The following is a 17,199-nucleotide window of genomic DNA, read 5'->3' on the forward strand; positions in this document are numbered from 1 at the left end:
TTGCTCAGAGCCAGTACTTGGGTGCTTCTACGGCGGCGTTCCAACGTTCCTGAGCTTCCAGCCATGCGTTGTCGGCGCGGGCCTGATGCCAGCCAGCGACAAAACCGATGACCGTTGAAACTTCGTTGTTTTGTAAGGACTGCGGAAGCTTCATTGCGACCAGACGGTCAGCCATGGCTACATCGTTGAGGTAGCCGAAGGTATTTTGCAGGCGTTTCAGGCACTTAAGGAAGAGATGCAGATCTTCTGGTTCATAGAGAGAGCGGAAGAACTCAACCGTATAACGCAGTTTTTTGAGCGATTTGCGGAGATCGTGTCGTTGCTCAATGGTGAGGTCCTGCAAGTTCTCTGCGCGCTTTTCGCAGGCCTTCCAGCGCTTGGACAATGCGTTCTGAGCGAAAATCTCGATTGGTAAGTCCAATTTCTTGAACTCACTTACTCCCAGGTTCTCTTTCCAAGCTGGGCTGTGTGCGAGCTCTCCCAATTGGAGTAGGAAGTTGTTGAGTTTTGGGTCGATCAGTTCTTGTCTCAGTTCGACTTGCGCTTCCACATGCGCCAGTTGAATGGCCTCAAAGAGAGGCTCTACAGAATGTGTGTCTGGCAGTAACGGGATGACCGGTGTGATGATATCTTCTACTAGTACATCGATATCCCTTTGATTTCCTGCAGTTGTCGCGAGTTGCTTTGCGGAGGTATCGAGTTCAGCGATGATGTCATTGTCCGGAAACGCCGCTTTGTAGATGTTGAACGCACTTCTTAATCTGCGCAGCCCGACACGTAACTGATGTGGGCCTTCGGAGATATTTTGCTGAAGGACGCAAGAGCGGTTGGCGACGATTTGGTTGAGGCATTCGTTGAGGATTTTTTGGAAGGCTGAGCCTGCGTTGTCTTCTGGTTCCAACTCGATGTAGTTGGAGTGGAGCGCTTCTGATGGGAGCTCAGGTGGTTCACCACTTGCCAGTCGATAGCCAATGCCTGCTTTGTTGCTGTTTGAAAACAGAATTGGTCGATCTCTCATGAGTGCGCCTGCCAGTTTGTACAGGCTTTCGACCGGGCCTTCCATCAGCTCCAGCTCTACTTCATGGATTGGATGCTCTTTAGAGGTTGTTTTAGCTATGCCAGAATCCAGAGCCACTTCAATCTTCGCACCTGCTTTATCTGTATAGTAGGTCAAAGTGCGCGTGATGGCGGTCTCGAACAGAATTCCCCACTGCTTGCCCTCAAGCAGAGATAACAGCTGCTGCTTGATTTCGTTATCAGAAATCACGTGGAAGTCTGGCTCAATTCCGGCTATGGGCAGTTCCAGCTCAATCCGTTTGGAGAGCCCGGACTGCATGCCACCGCCTTGTTTGATGGTTTGCAGCCAAATGGTGCCGTTATGGCGTGTTCTTAGTGAGATACGGGCTTTCTTGAGCGCGTGATCCGGCGTGTCGTAATACACGGAACGGAGACGTTTTACGGATTGTTCACTGACCGCAAAGCCTTTTGCTGGTTTTGCTTTAGCCAGTTGCTCCAGAGTTGTTTCGTCTACAGAAAGCTTAAGCTCAATCTCGTGCATGATTGCCGGGCCACCCTATGCACAGTGTGCGAAGTGGAAGCTTGTTCCATCCCACTCTTGTTGATTTTACGTAGTAAACATCTCGCGAACGTATCCGCCTGTAAAGGGTGCAAAACGTCTATGGGAATTTATCAAAGATATAATCCCCATTTGGCAATGGTATTATGAATTGTGCTCTATTAATGCCCGTTGGTGGGTTATGCAGGCGTTAGCGGATCCTGCTGGAACAGGTAGGCATCAAAGGCCGGATCGTCGACGTCAGATAAATCCATCAGGCGTTTCTTGACGTTCTCAAGGTGTTGCCACATCGCTTGTTTTGCTGCTTGCGGGTCTCTTCGCTTCAGGGCATCGAGGATGTCCTGATGGTCGTTGAGCCACTCTTCGCGGTATGTGTTGTCGAAGATGCGTTCGTGCAGCTTATCCCACATTCTGGAACGGGTGCGCTGTTGCCAGAGGTTTCTGACCATATCGACCAGTACCGAGTTCTGGGTGGCTTCTGCTATGAGCAGGTGAAATTCCTCGTCCGCTTCATATCCGCCGGAGCCTTTTGCCAGGTCTTCGCGTTCACGCTCCAAAGCATCGCGCATGCGCAGGATATCTGCTTTGGTGACCATGGAGGCTGCGAAGGCGGCGATGTTGCTTTCCATAAGCTGGCGTGCCTGAAGGAGCTCAAACGGGCCGATGTCTTCCAGGTTTGAAGTAGGAGTAACTTGCTCTGCATCCGGCAGGCGTACAACGTAAGTGCCTGATCCTTTGCGCACATCAATCAAGCCTTCGATCTCAAGCATGATCATAGCTTCGCGCAGAAGTGAGCGGCTGACGTTCATTTCTTCAGCAATCTGGCGCTCCGGGCACAGGCGGTCTCCAACCTTGAACGTTCCGTTGCCTAACTCTTTGCGCAAGACCTCAGCTACTTCCTGATAGCGGCGACGCTGACCATCCATTTCGCTTATTCTCCCATGCCTGCGCGGTTTGGCGGATTTTCATGATTGCTGCACGCTTAAGATACTAAATAAAGCAGATTTGCAAGCGAGACAAAAGGCCAGAGATTTGCCTTGTTACTCTGGCCTTTCTTATTCCATTAGAAGGCTTATTGGGTCAATGCTTTGATGCGTGTGATCAAGGAACCAACTCTCTCAGATTTTTCCGCGGCTTCTGCATGCATTGGCAAAACAGCTTCGATGAATGGTGCTTTATCCACCTCAATGAACTTCACATTAAGCTCGGACTTTGCCTGCTCTATATGCTCCTTGGTCATTTCGTTCCATTGCGCACGATGGAAGTGCATGGAGGACTTGGCAGCAGCACGAATTGCTGTTTGCTCATCGGAGTTTAATGAATTCCAGACAGTGGTTGAAATGACCACGATGGACGGGATCATTGTGTGGCCGTCATCGGAGTAAACCTTGGAGACTTCACCATGACGGGCCGTGGTCAGCGCCAGTGGGTTATTCTCTGCACCATCAACCACGCCCTGCTGAAGTGCGCTGTACAATTCGCCCCAGGATATCGGCGTTGGGCTACCGCCGAGCAGCTCTACCATGCGGATTGCGGAGGGGGATGGCTGGACGCGGATCTTCATGCCTTTGAGATCAGCTGGTGAGTGGATTTCCTTGTTGGCGTAGAAGGAGCGGGCGCCTTCCACGTAAAAGGTCAGACCAATGAAGCCTTTGTCTGCCGATGCTGCAAGGATGTCATCACCGATTGGGCCACTGAGAACATCGAAATAATGGTTCTCGTCTACAAAGATGTAAGGCAGGTTCAGTGCTGAGTAGGACTCTTCAAAGGCTTCCAATTCGCTGGCATTGGTTTTGGCCATTGCGAGGGTGCCTTCTTGCACTAACTCCATGGATTCCCTTTGTGTTCCCAGGGCGCCGTTGCCGTAGATGCGGATTTTGAGAGAGCCATCAGTGGCTTCTGCAACTTTGTCTGCCATGTGCTGCATGGAAACTTTGTCTGCCATGTGCTGCATGGAAATGTGCAGAGGATGCTCTGGTCCCTGATTATGGCTGAGTTTCAATGTCTTCGCGTAGCCGAATGAAGTTGTTGCAAGCAGAGCTGCACACAGAACTGTGGCTTTGGCAATCTTTCTCGTAAACATACACTTCCCCCCGAGTGATCGCAGCGAATGTATTCGTGAGATGAAACTATAGAATGCTGAGGCTGCGATATGTAATGGAAAGAATTGGATGGATTTGAGGAGTTGTCAAACCATTTTATATATTGGTTGACCTTATGAAGAGCTTATTTGTTTTCCGTCTAACCGAATTATTTGTAATGGATCAGCTTGATAGAAGAATAGAAGCATTATTCTTCACTTTTGCTCTCGTATGATTGGTCGGAGTTCTTCTAAGAAATGGTTGTATTGGTCAACCATAAGACGAGAAGGTACAAAAAAGCCCCTGAACTTGTTATTCAGGGGCTTAATTGATGATCTCAGTTCATGTTTTACGGTTTCCAGCGCCGCAGCAGCATGGCGTTGGTAACCACGGAGACAGAACTCATGGCCATGGCAGCTCCTGCGATGACAGGGGAGAGCAATCCCAGTGCTGCCAGCGGAATGCCGATGATGTTGTAGATGAAGGCCCAGAACAGGTTTTGTCTGATTTTTCTGAGAGTTGCCTTGGAGATGTCCAGCGCTGCCGGGATCATCTTCGGCTCGGAACGCATGAGTGTGACGCCTGCGGTTTCCAATGCAACATCAGCGCCGGAGCCCATTGCGATGCCAAGGTCTGCAGCTGCCAGAGCAGGGGCGTCGTTGATGCCGTCGCCGACCATGGCAACTCTATAGCCTTGTTCTTTCAAGTCATTTACAACTTCGTTCTTGCCCTCTGGCTGAACGCGTGCCTGAAATTCGTCAACGCCGACCTGATCTGCGATGTTCTTTGCCGCGAGTTCGGTGTCACCGGTGATCATTACTGTGCGAATGCCTTGTTTCTTAAGGGATTCTACAGCTTCACGGGCGGAGTCTCGTGCCTGATCAACAAACGCTAGAACACCGATTGCACGATCACCAAGGGCGACTGTGACTGCGGTTTTACCTGAGGATTCATAAGTCTTTACAAGGCCGTCACCCATCATGGATGGGGCGACATTCAGGTCTTTCATCAGGGCCGCATTGCCGATGGAGACCTGCTGTCCGGTGAGCTCTGCAATCAGGCCCTTGCCGGGGATAGCCTTGATAGAGCGTGGGCGGGTGAGCTTGAGGTTACGCTCTTCTGCTGCGCGGATAAGTGCGCTTGCAAGTGGGTGCTCGCTGCCCAACTGGATGCTGGCTGCGATTGTCAGCAGGCGGTCGTCATTGCGGTCAAAAGCCTGAGCATCTGTCAGAACTGGCTTGCCGATGGTCAGCGTGCCGGTCTTATCGAAGAGGATGGTATCGACCTTATGAGCGCGTTCCAGCGCTTCGATATCGCGGATAAGTATGCCCGCCTTTGCAGCAGCACCGGTGCCCGCGACCAGTGCTGTCGGGGTAGCAAGTCCCAGTGCGCAAGGGCAGGCGATGACGAGGACGGCGACGGATGCACTGACGGCTGTTGTGACGTCGCCGGAGTAAAGCATCCAGCCAGCGAAGGTCGCGAGGGCGATCAGCACAATAACGGGAACAAAAATAGCAGCGACTTTGTCGACTAATTTTTGCAGCGGTGCCTTGGAGGCCTGTGCGCCTTCAACAAGGCGGATAATTTGAGCTAAGCGTGTTGATTCACCAAGGGCAGTGGTGCGCACAAAAATTGCACCTGCTCCGTTGATTGTTCCAGTGGTTACCTGATCACCCTTGTTTTTGTGTACGGGCAGGTTCTCACCGGTGAGCATAGATTCATCCAACTCGCTTTCACCCTCTTCAATCAAGCCATCGGTTGGAACGCACTCGCCCGGTTTGATAACTATGTAATCACCGAGGCGCAGATCTGAGATGTTGACGGGGATAATCTTGTCGCCGACGATCTTGTTGGCCGTGGTGGGTCGCAGAGCGATCAGAGAGCGAACTGCTGCTGAGGTGGAGCGTTTTGCCCGTATTTCCAGATATTTACCCATCAGAATGAGCGTGAGGATGACGGCGGATGCTTCAAAATAGAGGTCTGTTGCCTGCGCCTGTGTGGCGAAGAAGACGTTATAAACGCTGTACAGATAAGCGGCGGATGTGCCGAGCGAGACGAGGACATCCATGTTGGCGCCGCCATGACGCAGTGCTGCAAACGCACCCTTGTAGAATCGCGCACCGACGAAAAGTTGGATTGGCGTTGCTAATGCAAACTGCAGTACGCCAGAGAGCTCGAATTGCACGCCAAATGCCATCAAAACCATTGGAATGACTAATGGAATCGCAAGGAGCGTTGATAGCGCGAAAAGTTGAAAGGTTTTGCGTTCTTCTGCGTCGCTATGTGCTTCGCGCTCTTCAAAAGCCTTCTTTGCTGCCTCTGCCTCGTCCCGGCGCTCTTTAGCCTCAAAACCAGCTGTTGAGACCACGTCCACCAGATCATTTGCGGCGACCTGAGGCAGGTGTTCCACCTCTGCCATTTCAAGTGCGAAATTGACCGTGGCTTTGACCACACCTTCGGTTGCCTGGAGAGTCTTTTCCAAGCGAGATGCGCAACCTGCACATGTCATTCCGGTGATGTCGAGTTTGACGGTTTGGGCTGCAGAGGCTGAGGGTGCGTTCATCAGAGCTATCTTCGGTTGCCGAGTTTAGACCCTCAGGACTTATTACCATTGGTGAGGGCGGGTCAAGTGGTTGTAGAGAGGGTAAATACGCAAGCTCTCCTATGTGATGTAGTCGTGTTGTGATCCTGATCGAAGCCGAGACCACAGCCTGATCAATTTTGCAGGGAACACATAGGGTTTTGCGTAGTTTGACCTGTCCCTGACCTTTCAGTGCGGAAAGGCGCTCTGTGGATAGTCACGTAATGGGAACGAGCGGTGTCTGCTCAATGGCTATGCTAGTAGCAAAGAGATGATCTGTGTGATCTCTTTTGATGGGGTTGGCAGGCTGGCGCATTCCAGGATGAGGGATTTTCCGGTTGATTGCCATTGGGTGAAAGGGGCTTGGAGGTCGCCTTTCTTCAGAGACGGTTCGACGAGGGCTTTGTGACCCATGAGGATGCCTGCACCGTTTTTCGCTTCTTCCATTGCTATGGCATAGAGGGAATAGTTTGGGCCGTCGCTCAAGCTATTCAGAGTTGGTGCGTTTGTGTTGGCCCAGACCTGCCAGTCGTCTGCCCAGATCACATCGTGTAGGAAGGTTTCTGCCTCAAGGTCCTGTGGTTCATTCAGGCCTTTTGCTGTTGCTGGTGAGCAGACCGGGGTGATGAGATCCTCTGCGATGATGCGCTCTTGAGCTGTGCCTTTGGGTTTGCCGATGAAGATGGAGAGATCGTAGATCTCGCGGTCCAGATTGGGTGGTGTTTCCAGTGCGATGACAGAGATGTTGGTGTCTGGCAAAGCCTCTCTGATTTTGGGCAGGCGGGGAGAGAGCCAGAGTTGCGCGACGCTTGGCAGGGCAGCAATGTGAATGGTTTTGCGGCTGGTTTTGGCTCGTAATTGGCGGACGGCGTTGCCCAGTTCATCGAAGGCCTTAGAGAAGTGCGGGGCGATGTCCTGTCCCAGCTCTGTCAGGTGGACGCCTTGAGAGCGGCGCTCGAACAGGTCCGCGCCAACCCATTCCTCCAATGCCTTAATGTGCTGGGAGACAGCGCCTGCGGTGACGCTCAGTTCTTCTGCTGCATTGGCAAAGCCACCAAGGCGGGCGGCTGCTTCAAACGCACGAAGGGCGTTGAGAGGTGGCCCTTTGGGGCGGGAGGGAGAGACTGACATGGCTTAGCCTTAGTTTTTCTAGGCCAATAATTACATATTCTGGTTTGCGCTCTCAAGCGTTCTGTCCGCACACTCCTCTCAACAATTGGGAGGTTGTGATGGTTTTAGCGAAACGAAATTGGGTTCCGGCTCACTGTGAAGCACTGGTGCAGGAGGTTGCGCAGCGTACGCAAACGCAGAGTTCTGCGGCTCTTCTGGGGCGACTGGATGCGCTGGCTTCTCAAAACAGGGAAATTCATGAGGAGCAGTGCTTCAATCTGAACCCGGCAACGAATGTGATGAACCCAAGGGCTGAGGCGTTTCTGGCCTCTGGCATTGGTTCTCGTCCGTCTCTTGGCTACCCCGGTGATAAGTACGAGATGGGGCTGGAAGCTATTGAAGAGATTGAGGTGATTGCGGCTGAGCTGAGTGCGGAAGTGTTTGATGCGCAGTATGCGGAGATCCGTGTACCGTCTGGCGCCATCGCCAATCTTTATGGGTTTATGGCGACCTGTCAGCCGGGTGATACGATCATTGCGCCGCCAGCTTCCATTGGCGGGCATGTGACCCACCACATTGCAGGATGTGCCGGGCTTTATGGTTTGCGCACTGTGCCTGCTCCGGTGAACGCGGATGGCTACACCATTGATGTGGAGGGGGTTCGTGAGCTTGCTAAAGCGGAACAGCCGAAGCTGATCACAGTTGGTTCCAGCCTTAACCTGTTTGAGCATCCTGTGCGCGCTATTCGTGAGATCGCCGATGAGGTGGGTGCCAAAGTGATGTTTGATGCAGCGCATCAATGCGGGATCATTGCTGGCAAAGCCTGGGCGAATCCGTTGGAAGAAGGCGTTCATTTTATGACTATGAGCACCTACAAGAGCCTTGGCGGGCCTGCGGGTGGTCTGATTGTCTCCAATGATGCTGAGTTAATTGAGCGGATGGATGCCATCGCGTTTCCCGGGATGACTGCCAACTTTGATGCGGCGAAGTCTGCTGCACTGGCGGTGACCATGCTGGATTGGCGGGACTATGGGCAAGCGTATGCTGCTGAGATGATTGCCCTTTCCAAAGCACTGGCGCAGGCGCTTTATGCGGAGGGCATTCCCGTGTTTGCCAAGGCGCAGGGCTTTACGCAGTCACATCAGTTTGCTGTTGAAGCGGCTTCCTTCGGTGGAGGGCAGGCGGCTTCCAAGAAACTCCGCAAGGCTGGTTTCCTTGCCTGTGGCATCGGCTTGCCGATTGCGGAGGTGGAAGGCGATATGAACGGGCTGCGTATTGGAACGCCTGAACTGGTGCGCTGGGGTGTTGGTGTCAGCCATGCAGGTGAGATGGCGCGGTTGATTGCAGCAGCGCTGCGCTCTGATCAACCTGAGCAGTATCTGCCCGAGGTTTCTGCTTGGCGGCGGCAGTTCAATAAACTGCATTATGTGATGGCTGGAGAGCCTGTATCAGCCTAGCGGTTGTTACGGCGAAACAAAGTCTGCAATGATGAGGTCGCGTTTACGGGGGTGAGTTCTTTCTTGTTGCTTAGCTTGAGGCGGTAGGCATCAGGGGCGTCACACAACGCGGCCCATCCAGATTGTTCTAGAAGCAACAGCATCTAGTTCGCTAAATCCGTGTTTTTGCCAAAAGCGAATGGCTCTAGCGTTCTTTGCATTCGCACCAACATGTATAGCCGCTACTTGGTATCGTTTTGCGCATTGCATCCATTTGTTGAGGAGCAGGGTTCCGATGCCTTGCCCTTGAGCAACTGGGAGAAGGTTCATGTGTAGGTGGGCAGGAAAGCGTATTGAAATCTGTTCTGGTGTTTTCTCCGGAAAATGGATCATCTGGTACCTGCGTTCATCCGCAGTCCAAGTCGATCTCGCTCCTTCCTCCGGTTTGGGGTACTTACGTCTTAAGCTTGGCCACCATTGAGTTTCCAGGGTCGCTTCAAACTTGACGGTGTTAATTGTGCCTACACAGTAACCAACGACTTGGTTGTCGCGCTCAATCACGTAAGAGAGTTGAGGTGAGTACTTTAGATAGGGGGCTGAGTATATGTGCCCCATCATTCGATAATCGGCATACAAGTGGCTGGCATCATTACCCAAATGGCCTGTTTGAACCGAAATGCGGTAGAGTGCCTCCAAATCATCATGGCCAGCTCTGCGAATCTTGTTCATTTCAATGTTCCCATTTGGAGTGCAACCGATTTTACATCTTATGAAGACCAAATATTGTCAGCCAGCTGAAGATAAGTGCTTTAAAGATCTGTGGGTCATAAAGAGGCACTCAATGCATTTCCTGATGGGTAAGAGTGTTGGAGCATACGTTGAATTTTGAATACTGTTGCTTTGCAAAATTTGTAGCACCGTCACAGCAAAGTTTTGCTTGAAAGCGTGTCCGCCAGAAGGTCGAAGACCAGGCGGATGCGCTTTGAGGTGTGCAGTTCGCGGTGGGTTGCCAGCCAGAAGGGCACGACGAATGGCTCAAAGCTTGGCAGTACCTGTTCCATTTCCGGGAACATTTCCGCGATCTCTTGAATCATGACGATGATGCCGAGATCATTTCGGACCAGTTGCCACCCCACCAGCCCGCTTGCGGTTGTTAGTTTGAAGTTGCTTTCTTTGAGTGGCAGACCAGACTCGGTGAAGTACTTGAGGAACTTGTCTGGCCTGTCGAAGGCGATGAAGTCGTGGTTTGCCATGTCATTGGCCGATTGTGGGCGGCCCTTGCGGTTCAGATAGGTTTTGCTGGCATAGAAGTGTGCGGTGGTTTCCCTCACAAGCCTTGCGGTCAGGTCTGGTTGTTCCGGGCGGATATGGCGGATGGCGATATCTGCTTCACGCTGCTGCAAATCACTGACGGTGTTGGTGGCGATGATCTCCACGTGAATGCCGGGTGCGATCTCGCGCAGTTGCTTCAAAATGGGTGTGAGGATGAAGGCTGAGGCGGTGTCGCTTGCGCTGATGCAGACGGTTCCGTCGATTTCCTGAGACTGGCCGGACGCTGCCAATGAAATGCGGTTGGCGGCCTCTCCCATGGATTTCACATGCTCCAGAAGTTCAAAGCCTGCTTGCGTGAGGGAGAGTGAGCGGCCAACACGCTCGAACAACGTCACGCCGAGTGCTTCTTCCAGTGCGGAGACCTGTCTGCCCAGTGTGGGTTGGGTGAGGCCGAGGGCCCTTGCTGCAGCCGAAAGGGAGCCTTCCTCTGCTGTGACAAGGAAAGCGCGGGCTTGATTCCAATCGAATGAGACGCTCTGCCAATTCATGCATATTTGTATACCTCAACTGCGAATTTTGGCAATTTGTTTTGATAATATGCATGGATACACTGCAGGAAATGGAGGGTTTCCGATGCAGAATTCCGCAGGATTTTGGGATAAACATGCGCCGGGTTATGTGGCGCGACCAATGAAAGACGTTGCTTCCTATGAGAAGGCAATGGACCGTGTCCGTTCTTATCTCACACCGGAGCAAGAGGTGTTGGAACTGGGCTGTGGCAGTGGGGCGACGGCGATGCTTTTGGCCAAGCATGTCAAGCACATGACCGCTAGCGATATTTCCGGCAAGATGATTGAGTTTGGGCGTGAAAAGGCATGGGACGACGGCGTTGAGAATGTGAGTTTTGTGCATGCTCCCGCAGGTGGATCAGTGCTTGATGGCAAGACCTATGATGTGGTGATGGCGTATAACGTTATTCATTTGATCAAAGGTCCGGCTGATGCAATCAATCAGGTACAGCGACTTGTGAAGCCGGGTGGATTGCTCATTTCCAAGACGCCATGTTTGGGCGATTCCGCGTTTTACTGGCGCTGGCTGATCAATGTGATGCGCCTTGTTGGGTATGCGCCTTATGTGACCTACTTCAAGCAGGTGGAATTGGGACGTCAGATTGAGCAGGCAGGCTTCAAGATTGTTGAGACTGGCAATTATCCGGCGTCTCCCATGGGGCGTTTCATAGTTGCGCTTAAGACTTAAGGCCGCTTACAGGTCTACGCGGGCAAATAAACCGTGGTGGTCGGAGCCGTAGTAAGGGCGGAGAAAGGTCTTTCCGCCCTTTGGTGCGAGGACGTGGTCAATGCGCATGGCATAAGTGCCTTTGAAAAGGAAGCTTGCTTCAAATGGACCGGCCAGCTGAGTGTCCGTGGCGTCGGTGTATTCATCCAGATTGTGCGACCACGGGACCATGTTAAAATCGCCAGCAATCATCTTCAGTCCATCCAGCTCTGATAAGATCGAGATGATTTTCCCAGCTTGTGTCTCTTGAGGAAACGGCCATGGCCAGTGCTGATGGATAGACACCACCCAGAGCGGTCCCTCTGAGCTTTGGATGTGCAGTGCTGCTATGCCGAGGCCGATCTCACAGCGATAAGCATCAGAAGCAAGAGGGAGGCGTGAGAGCACAGCGACTGCGCCGACGGCTGTGAAGGGACAAACGATGTGGTAGGGATACTGCTTCTTGAGTGAGTTGATGAGAGGAAGATGCCTTTTGTGCACTTCCTGAAGCGTGATCACTTCTGGCTGTAGCATGAGGATGTCATTCAGGACATCCATGCGGTCTCCGGCACGGAAACTCAGGTTCTTTTGATAGACCGCCAGATCGTAATTCTCTGGGACGCGCACTCCCTGATCGGCCCACAATACCGTTCCGCTGCTGATTGATGCGACTAGAAAGCCGATGATCATCAACTTGGGCTGGCGGTATGAAAACAGTGTTAGAATTGCAAGCAAGACGGCCAGAGGCAGCCGGAGAACAGACAAGCTGTCGCCGATTGGATGTATAATTCCCAGGAAAGATATGAGGAGTAAGCTTGTTACTCCAATTATTGAGTTGCGCAGGAACATGACAATCTTCGTTCATGGGGTTAGAAGGCGCGAACCTGCTATGTATAGTCGAAACTATGTTCATTATTTGACAGCGCAATCATTTGGCGGAAAGCCTAGGTTTTTGAGGATTTGTCGTTGGTATGTGAGGGGGCGTGAATTAACGACGCAATGTAAAAAAAATGCCACGCCACTTATGAATGGCGCAGCATCAGCATTTGAATACGTGAGTGGCTGTTACGTCAGGATTTGTCTTCATGATGAACGGTGATGTGCCCACGACAAGTACCGTCAGAGAACACGCCTATAATCGGATTTTCACCGACCAGACCTGAGGCAAACATTTGCACTTCGACAGGAGGGGCATCTGTGCTGTCGTCGAAGACGATTTCGTAGGTGTTTGAGATTGTGAAGATACCTTCGCCAACAACACCATCAGTTTCTGCGATGAGAACGCCATCGTTATCGTCAGAAGCTGTCTGATCCTGACTTGCGTCGGCTTTGTCATCTTTGTGAGTTGCTGTAAAACCACTGGAGTAACGGGTTTTGCAGGTGCCGTCATCCGGAGATCCGTCGGCAAGAGACAGGTCAGAGAATTCGACTTTGGGTTGGCCTGTGTCGTTATTGTCGGCCAAGACTGGTGAGATGAAAAGAGCCAGTGCACCAAGGCCAGCTATGATAGCAGTTGTTTTCTTCATTTTTGCGCCTGCTTTGATCGGGAAAAGTTTACATTTGTAGCTTTGAGTCCTCGCGGACGCGTAGAGCTTAATGAGTGCACTCTTAATGAAGCTGCGCGTACGCGCGAGTGCGTTGTTTTAAAGGGAATGCAAGCTGAAGTGGTTGCCTGAGAGTTTAAGCTCTATTGAATTAGAGGTTGTGAGAGTGCGTTAACTTATCATATTGCGTGCAGGCAAAAGAAAAGGGCCCGCTGGGGCCCTTTGTATCTGAATAGCTGGCTTTATTTGGTATCGGCGACCAGCTCGTGCACGTTCCCGTCGGGGTCTGCAAAGAAGGCGGTGTATTCGCCCCAAGGCTGCTGCGCAGGTTCTGCGACGCCTTTTACTCCATTTTTTAGGAGGGCTTTGTAGGCGATATCAACCTGTTCCGGATTTTCGTATTTGAAGCCGATACCCAGTCCTGATCCGGTGCGTTTGCCATTCAGCGAGTTTGAGTCCAGGAAAGAGCTCAAGGTTTTATGGCTTGCAAGTGAAAGCCTGAGACCGTTGGACTGGAACTCTACAAACTCTCCGCTATCCGAAACCAGCTCCATCTTCATTTTGTCTTTGAAGAAGGTTTTCATCTCCGGAAAGTTCGCTGTGTGAATGGTGACCATATATATTGTTGGTTGAAGCACTTCAGCTTGAGCTGCAAACTGAGCAAAAAAGAGTGCGAGAATGGCGATAACACCGCGCTTAATGACTGTCATTTGCTGGTTTACCTTTCAGGGCCCAAAGCCACTGTGATTTTGTTGCGAGAAAGTGCTTTTCCAGATGGCTAAATGTTCCGCCTGCATCGGAGAGCTGCAGGCCGTATCCCTTGATGAAGTTTATCAGGTGCATTCTGAGAAAGCAGAGGGCTTCTTCCAGATTGTCCTGCTGCTTGCTTGGCATGCCATACCAAACTAAGGACATGCCTGACACAAAGGCCCAGATGCCTGTTGCAAGATGCTTTAGGTCAGCCTCTGGGCCTGAAATTTCCGAGCACACGCTTTGAAGAAACGAGGATATATCTTTGGCAACAGCTTGGTGACTTTGGTGCCTGAAGCTTTGTGTCTCTTCCCAGAAAGCGGGCGAGGCGCAAGCCATTTCTATCTGGAACACGTCAGGATGAGCGATGTTGAACAGGAAATCCAACATGATTACTCCAAGATATCGCTCGTCCGGCTCTTGAAATTGTTCTTTGACCAACTTCAACTTTTGATGACGCGCATCAAGGGCTCTTGATGCCAGTGCAGCTATGATGTCCTGCTTGCTTTCGAAGTGGCGATAAAGGGTGCCGACAGAGACTTGCGATAGCTTCGCGAGCTCTGGCATCTTCAGGGCACCAGTCCCTTCAGCGATAATGACTTCTCGTGCTTTCTCCAAAATAGCTTCTTCGCGAAGTTTGGTTTTTTGCTGTTTGCCGGAAGACTGCATGGGACTGCTTTCACCGATTTTGTGATTCTGGAATATAATTCGAATAATGTTTCATATTTGATTTTGATTGGGAACTCAAGCTTTAGGTCGGTCTGATGACCGACTGTCGGATCACATTCGAGTGAGGCGTGTTTGTCGTGCAGGCAAAAGAAAAGGGCCCGCTGGGGGCCCTTCGTGATCTTCGGAATGTGAGTGGCGCTAGGCCAGTTCTTCTTCCAGATTTTGGCGGGACAGGCCGTCCATGCTTGGCATCAGGGAGAGGAGCTCCCTGGTGTAAGCGTGTTGAGGTTTGTCGAAGAGGTCTTCGGTGTCAGCAACTTCCAGAAGCTGGCCGTGGCGCATAACGCCGGTGCGGTTACACATCTGCCGGATGACCGCGAGGTCGTGGCTGATGAACAGCATGGTCAGACCTAGCTCGTCCTGCAGGTCTTTGAGCAGGTTGAGGATTTGTGCCTGAATGGATACGTCCAGCGCGGAAGTTGGCTCATCGCAAACAAGGAAGCGAGGGCGTGTCGCCAGGGCGCGAGCAATGGAGATGCGTTGGCGCTGACCACCAGAGAACTCGTGCGGGAACTTGGCAGCAGCTGCGATGCCTAGGCCGACGTGCTCCAGAAGGTCATCAACGATCTGGTTCACTTCGCTGTTGGTGCTGGCGAGTTTGTGGAACTTGATTGGTTCAGCCACAATATCACGCACACGCATGCGGGAGTTCAGGGAGGAGAACGGATCCTGGAAAATCATCTGCATCTGGCGACGCATTGCCAGAACCTGCTTCTTGTCTTTCAGGCTGGTCAGTTCCTGTCCTGCAAAGTGGGCGGTGCCGCCTGCCGGGTGGTAAAGGCCAGTGATGACGCGGGCCATGGTTGATTTACCTGAGCCACTTTCGCCCACGAGGCCAAAGGTTTCACCTGCGTGGATGTCAAAGCTGACTTTATCCAGAGCGGTGAAGTACTGCCTGTTTTTAGAAATCCATGCGTCCTTTGTGAGGAACTTCATGGTGATGTCTTTTACATCAAGCAGTGGGCTATCGACGGATTTGTAGTCACGCGCCTTGCCTAGCCAGTGGGTGCCGATGTCGATTTGCTTGAAGGGCTTTGCTGAGCCTTCAATGTAATCGACCTGCGGGAAGCGGTGTACTTTTACGTCTGGACGCGGAACGGCGGCGATCAGGCTTTGGGTGTATGGGTGCTTTGGAGCGCCCAGTACCTGCTTGGATTCACCGTATTCAACCAGATCACCACGGTACATCACCGCAACGTGGTCGGTGAGGTCTGCGATCACACCCATGTCGTGGGTGATGATGACCATCGCCACGTTCTTCTCTTCACACAGACGCTTCATCAGCTTCAGGATCTGAGCCTGAATGGAAACGTCGAGCGCAGTTGTTGGTTCATCTGCGATGACAACTTCCGGGTCTGCGCAAAGAGCGAGAGCGATCACCACACGCTGGCGCATACCACCGGAGAACTGGTGCGGGTACTGCGCGATGCGTTCTTCCGGATTTGGAATGCCAACCTGATTCAGCAGATCAACCGCATGTGCGCGGGCTTCTGCTTTGGAAAGCGGCAAGTGCAGGCGGATGGTTTCGACCAGCTGGAACTCGATGGTCTGGAGTGGATCCAAAGAGGTCAGCGGATCCTGAAAGATCATGCCGATGCGCTTGCCGCGCAGTTTGCGCATGCTTTCAGCCGCGAGGTTGTCGATACGTTTGCCGTCGAGGTGGATTTCACCTTCGGCAATCCGGCCTGGATTTTCCAGAAGACCGATGACGGCGTTGCCGACGGTGGACTTGCCGGCGCCACTTTCTCCAACCACGCCGAGGATTTTACCGGCGTCTACGGAGAGATTGACATTACGGGACGCTGTGAAGACGTCTTTGCGGCTTGGAAACTCAACAGTGAGGCCGCGAATATCTAAGATGCTCATGGTCTGGCCTCCCTAGCGCAGTTTCGGGTTCAAAGCGTCGCGGAGCCAGTCGCCCAGCAGGTTTACTGCCAGTACGAGGATCGCGAGCGCCAGACCTGGGAAGATCGCGATCCACCACTCACCTGAGAACAGGAAGTCGTTGCCGATGCGGATCAGGGTGCCCAGAGATGGCTGTGTTGATGGAACACCAACGCCAAGGAAGGAGAGGGTTGCTTCTGTGATGATTGCCAGAGCAAGGTTGATGGTTGCAATAACCAGAACCGGACCAAGCACGTTTGGCAGCACGTGGCGGATCATGATGATCCATGCCGGAATGCCAATGACGCGGGCGGCCTGAACATACTCTTTGTTCTTCTCCACCAATGTAGAGCCACGAACTGTACGTGCGTATTGCACCCAGAATGACAGGCCGATGGAGAACGTTAGAATCCAGATTGCCCAGGTCTCACGATCGATGTTGCCAAAGATGCCGTTTGCAATGCCGTCGATGAGCAGTGCCAGCAGGATGGCCGGGAAGGTGAGCTGGACTTCTGCGATACGCATGATGATCGCGTCTGTGCGGCCACCGACATAACCGGAAATCAGGCCGAGGGAGATGCCGAGGACTGCGGCAAATGCCACAGACAGGAAGCCCACTGCCAGAGAAATACGCATTCCATACAGGATGCCAGAGAGCAGATCGCGGCCCTGATCATCTGTGCCCAGCAGGTAGCGTGGGTCGGACCATTCCATACCAATCGGTGGAATGCGTGCGTCCATGATGCTGATCTGAGCCAGATCGAACGGGTTGAACGGTGCGACAAGCGGAGCAAACAGGGCTGCGAGCATCAGCACTACCGTGGTGAAAGCCGCGAGGACTGTCACTTTGGAGCTGAGGAAGCTGTGCAGCAAGTCGCTGTCGAGGAAGCGGGCCATTGCGGAGCGCGGGGCTTCTGAAGCCTCACTGCCGGAAACGGTTGGTGTGTTATCTGTCATGATT

At 52.4% G+C, this 17,199-nt stretch carries 15 protein-coding genes; 2 read left to right on the forward strand and 13 right to left on the reverse strand.

The window, feature by feature from the left end; genetic code table 11:
• Positions 1–4: 4 nt before the first annotated feature.
• The 5 genes from PsWM33_RS16730 to PsWM33_RS16750 all read right to left on the reverse strand — a co-directional run bounded on the left by PsWM33_RS16730 (position 5) and on the right by PsWM33_RS16750 (position 7,369).
• A complete protein-coding gene (locus tag PsWM33_RS16730) occupies positions 5–1,558 on the reverse strand; it encodes a CYTH and CHAD domain-containing protein (RefSeq protein ID WP_063300962.1) in 1,554 nt (517 codons plus the stop codon).
• A 197-nt stretch (positions 1,559–1,755) separates the two neighbouring features.
• Positions 1,756–2,502, reverse strand: coding sequence for an FCD domain-containing protein (locus tag PsWM33_RS16735; RefSeq protein WP_063298590.1), 747 nt, complete (start codon positions 2,500–2,502; stop codon positions 1,756–1,758).
• Between the two features lie 146 nt (positions 2,503–2,648).
• The gene (locus PsWM33_RS16740; RefSeq protein WP_063300963.1) at positions 2,649–3,659 is read right to left on the reverse strand and encodes a TRAP transporter substrate-binding protein; all 1,011 of its coding nucleotides are present in this window, start codon (positions 3,657–3,659) and stop codon (positions 2,649–2,651) included.
• 347 nt (positions 3,660–4,006) lie between these two features.
• The gene (locus tag PsWM33_RS16745) at positions 4,007–6,220 is read right to left on the reverse strand and encodes a heavy metal translocating P-type ATPase (protein WP_063300964.1); all 2,214 of its coding nucleotides are present in this window, start codon (positions 6,218–6,220) and stop codon (positions 4,007–4,009) included.
• Positions 6,221–6,490: 270 nt separating this feature from the next.
• Complete coding sequence (locus PsWM33_RS16750) at positions 6,491–7,369, reverse strand: LysR family transcriptional regulator (RefSeq protein WP_063300965.1); 879 nt, start codon at positions 7,367–7,369, stop codon at positions 6,491–6,493.
• A 98-nt stretch (positions 7,370–7,467) separates the two neighbouring features.
• On the opposite strand from PsWM33_RS16750, the gene PsWM33_RS16755 reads away from it, so the two are divergent.
• Positions 7,468–8,805 carry a serine hydroxymethyltransferase gene (locus PsWM33_RS16755; protein ID WP_063300966.1) on the forward strand — a complete coding sequence of 446 codons (1,338 nt, stop codon included), beginning with the start codon at positions 7,468–7,470 and terminating at the stop codon, positions 8,803–8,805.
• A 99-nt stretch (positions 8,806–8,904) separates the two neighbouring features.
• Here PsWM33_RS16755 and PsWM33_RS16760 read toward each other — a convergent pair whose 3' ends face one another.
• Both PsWM33_RS16760 and PsWM33_RS16765 read right to left on the reverse strand, forming a co-directional pair.
• Positions 8,905–9,513 (reverse strand): GNAT family N-acetyltransferase, encoded by a 609-nt coding sequence (locus PsWM33_RS16760; protein WP_057461872.1) that lies wholly within the window; start codon positions 9,511–9,513, stop codon positions 8,905–8,907.
• A 191-nt stretch (positions 9,514–9,704) separates the two neighbouring features.
• Positions 9,705–10,604, reverse strand: a complete 900-nt coding sequence (locus PsWM33_RS16765; RefSeq protein WP_063300967.1) for a LysR family transcriptional regulator — start codon at positions 10,602–10,604, stop codon at positions 9,705–9,707.
• Positions 10,605–10,689: 85 nt separating this feature from the next.
• On the opposite strand from PsWM33_RS16765, the gene PsWM33_RS16770 reads away from it, so the two are divergent.
• The gene (locus PsWM33_RS16770; protein ID WP_063300968.1) at positions 10,690–11,313 is read left to right on the forward strand and encodes a class I SAM-dependent methyltransferase; all 624 of its coding nucleotides are present in this window, start codon (positions 10,690–10,692) and stop codon (positions 11,311–11,313) included.
• A gap of 6 nt (positions 11,314–11,319) precedes the next feature.
• Here the strand turns inward: PsWM33_RS16770 and PsWM33_RS16775 are convergent, their stop codons facing one another.
• The 6 genes from PsWM33_RS16775 to PsWM33_RS16800 form a co-directional block, all read right to left on the reverse strand.
• Positions 11,320–12,096 (reverse strand): endonuclease/exonuclease/phosphatase family protein, encoded by a 777-nt coding sequence (locus PsWM33_RS16775; protein ID WP_208985897.1) that lies wholly within the window; start codon positions 12,094–12,096, stop codon positions 11,320–11,322.
• Between the two features lie 305 nt (positions 12,097–12,401).
• On the reverse strand, positions 12,402–12,857 hold the full coding sequence (locus PsWM33_RS16780; protein WP_063298582.1) for a hypothetical protein: 456 nt from the start codon (positions 12,855–12,857) through the stop codon (positions 12,402–12,404).
• 260 nt (positions 12,858–13,117) lie between these two features.
• Positions 13,118–13,585: a VOC family protein gene (locus tag PsWM33_RS16785; protein WP_063298581.1), complete on the reverse strand. Its 468-nt coding sequence runs from the start codon at positions 13,583–13,585 to the stop codon at positions 13,118–13,120.
• Complete coding sequence (locus PsWM33_RS16790) at positions 13,572–14,294, reverse strand: TetR/AcrR family transcriptional regulator (RefSeq protein WP_063300969.1); 723 nt, start codon at positions 14,292–14,294, stop codon at positions 13,572–13,574. Before PsWM33_RS16790 ends, PsWM33_RS16785 begins: the two co-directional genes overlap by 14 nt.
• A 198-nt stretch (positions 14,295–14,492) precedes the next feature.
• On the reverse strand, positions 14,493–16,220 hold the full coding sequence (locus PsWM33_RS16795; RefSeq protein WP_063300970.1) for an ABC transporter ATP-binding protein: 1,728 nt from the start codon (positions 16,218–16,220) through the stop codon (positions 14,493–14,495).
• Between the two features lie 12 nt (positions 16,221–16,232).
• Positions 16,233–17,195, reverse strand: a complete 963-nt coding sequence (locus PsWM33_RS16800; protein WP_063290307.1) for an ABC transporter permease — start codon at positions 17,193–17,195, stop codon at positions 16,233–16,235.
• Between the last annotated feature and the right edge of the window lie 4 nt (positions 17,196–17,199).

This window comes from Pseudovibrio sp. WM33 (assembly GCF_001623165.1).
GTDB lineage: Bacteria > Pseudomonadota > Alphaproteobacteria > Rhizobiales > Stappiaceae > Pseudovibrio.

Bases quoted from the DNA above. Each gene is read 5' to 3' on its own strand.
- PsWM33_RS16730 (WP_063300962.1), bottom strand. From the start codon at position 1,558: ATGCACGAGATTGAGCTTAAGCTTTCTGTAGACGAAACAACTCTGGAG.
- PsWM33_RS16735 (WP_063298590.1), bottom strand. From the start codon at position 2,502: ATGGATGGTCAGCGTCGCCGCTATCAGGAAGTAGCTGAGGTCTTGCGC.
- PsWM33_RS16740 (WP_063300963.1), bottom strand. From the start codon at position 3,659: ATGTTTACGAGAAAGATTGCCAAAGCCACAGTTCTGTGTGCAGCTCTG.
- PsWM33_RS16745 (WP_063300964.1), bottom strand. From the start codon at position 6,220: ATGAACGCACCCTCAGCCTCTGCAGCCCAAACCGTCAAACTCGACATC.
- PsWM33_RS16750 (WP_063300965.1), bottom strand. From the start codon at position 7,369: ATGTCAGTCTCTCCCTCCCGCCCCAAAGGGCCACCTCTCAACGCCCTT.
- PsWM33_RS16755 (WP_063300966.1), top strand. From the start codon at position 7,468: ATGGTTTTAGCGAAACGAAATTGGGTTCCGGCTCACTGTGAAGCACTG.
- PsWM33_RS16760 (WP_057461872.1), bottom strand. From the start codon at position 9,513: ATGAACAAGATTCGCAGAGCTGGCCATGATGATTTGGAGGCACTCTAC.
- PsWM33_RS16765 (WP_063300967.1), bottom strand. From the start codon at position 10,604: ATGAATTGGCAGAGCGTCTCATTCGATTGGAATCAAGCCCGCGCTTTC.
- PsWM33_RS16770 (WP_063300968.1), top strand. From the start codon at position 10,690: ATGCAGAATTCCGCAGGATTTTGGGATAAACATGCGCCGGGTTATGTG.
- PsWM33_RS16780 (WP_063298582.1), bottom strand. From the start codon at position 12,857: ATGAAGAAAACAACTGCTATCATAGCTGGCCTTGGTGCACTGGCTCTT.
- PsWM33_RS16785 (WP_063298581.1), bottom strand. From the start codon at position 13,585: ATGACAGTCATTAAGCGCGGTGTTATCGCCATTCTCGCACTCTTTTTT.
- PsWM33_RS16790 (WP_063300969.1), bottom strand. From the start codon at position 14,294: ATGCAGTCTTCCGGCAAACAGCAAAAAACCAAACTTCGCGAAGAAGCT.
- PsWM33_RS16795 (WP_063300970.1), bottom strand. From the start codon at position 16,220: ATGAGCATCTTAGATATTCGCGGCCTCACTGTTGAGTTTCCAAGCCGC.
- PsWM33_RS16800 (WP_063290307.1), bottom strand. From the start codon at position 17,195: ATGACAGATAACACACCAACCGTTTCCGGCAGTGAGGCTTCAGAAGCC.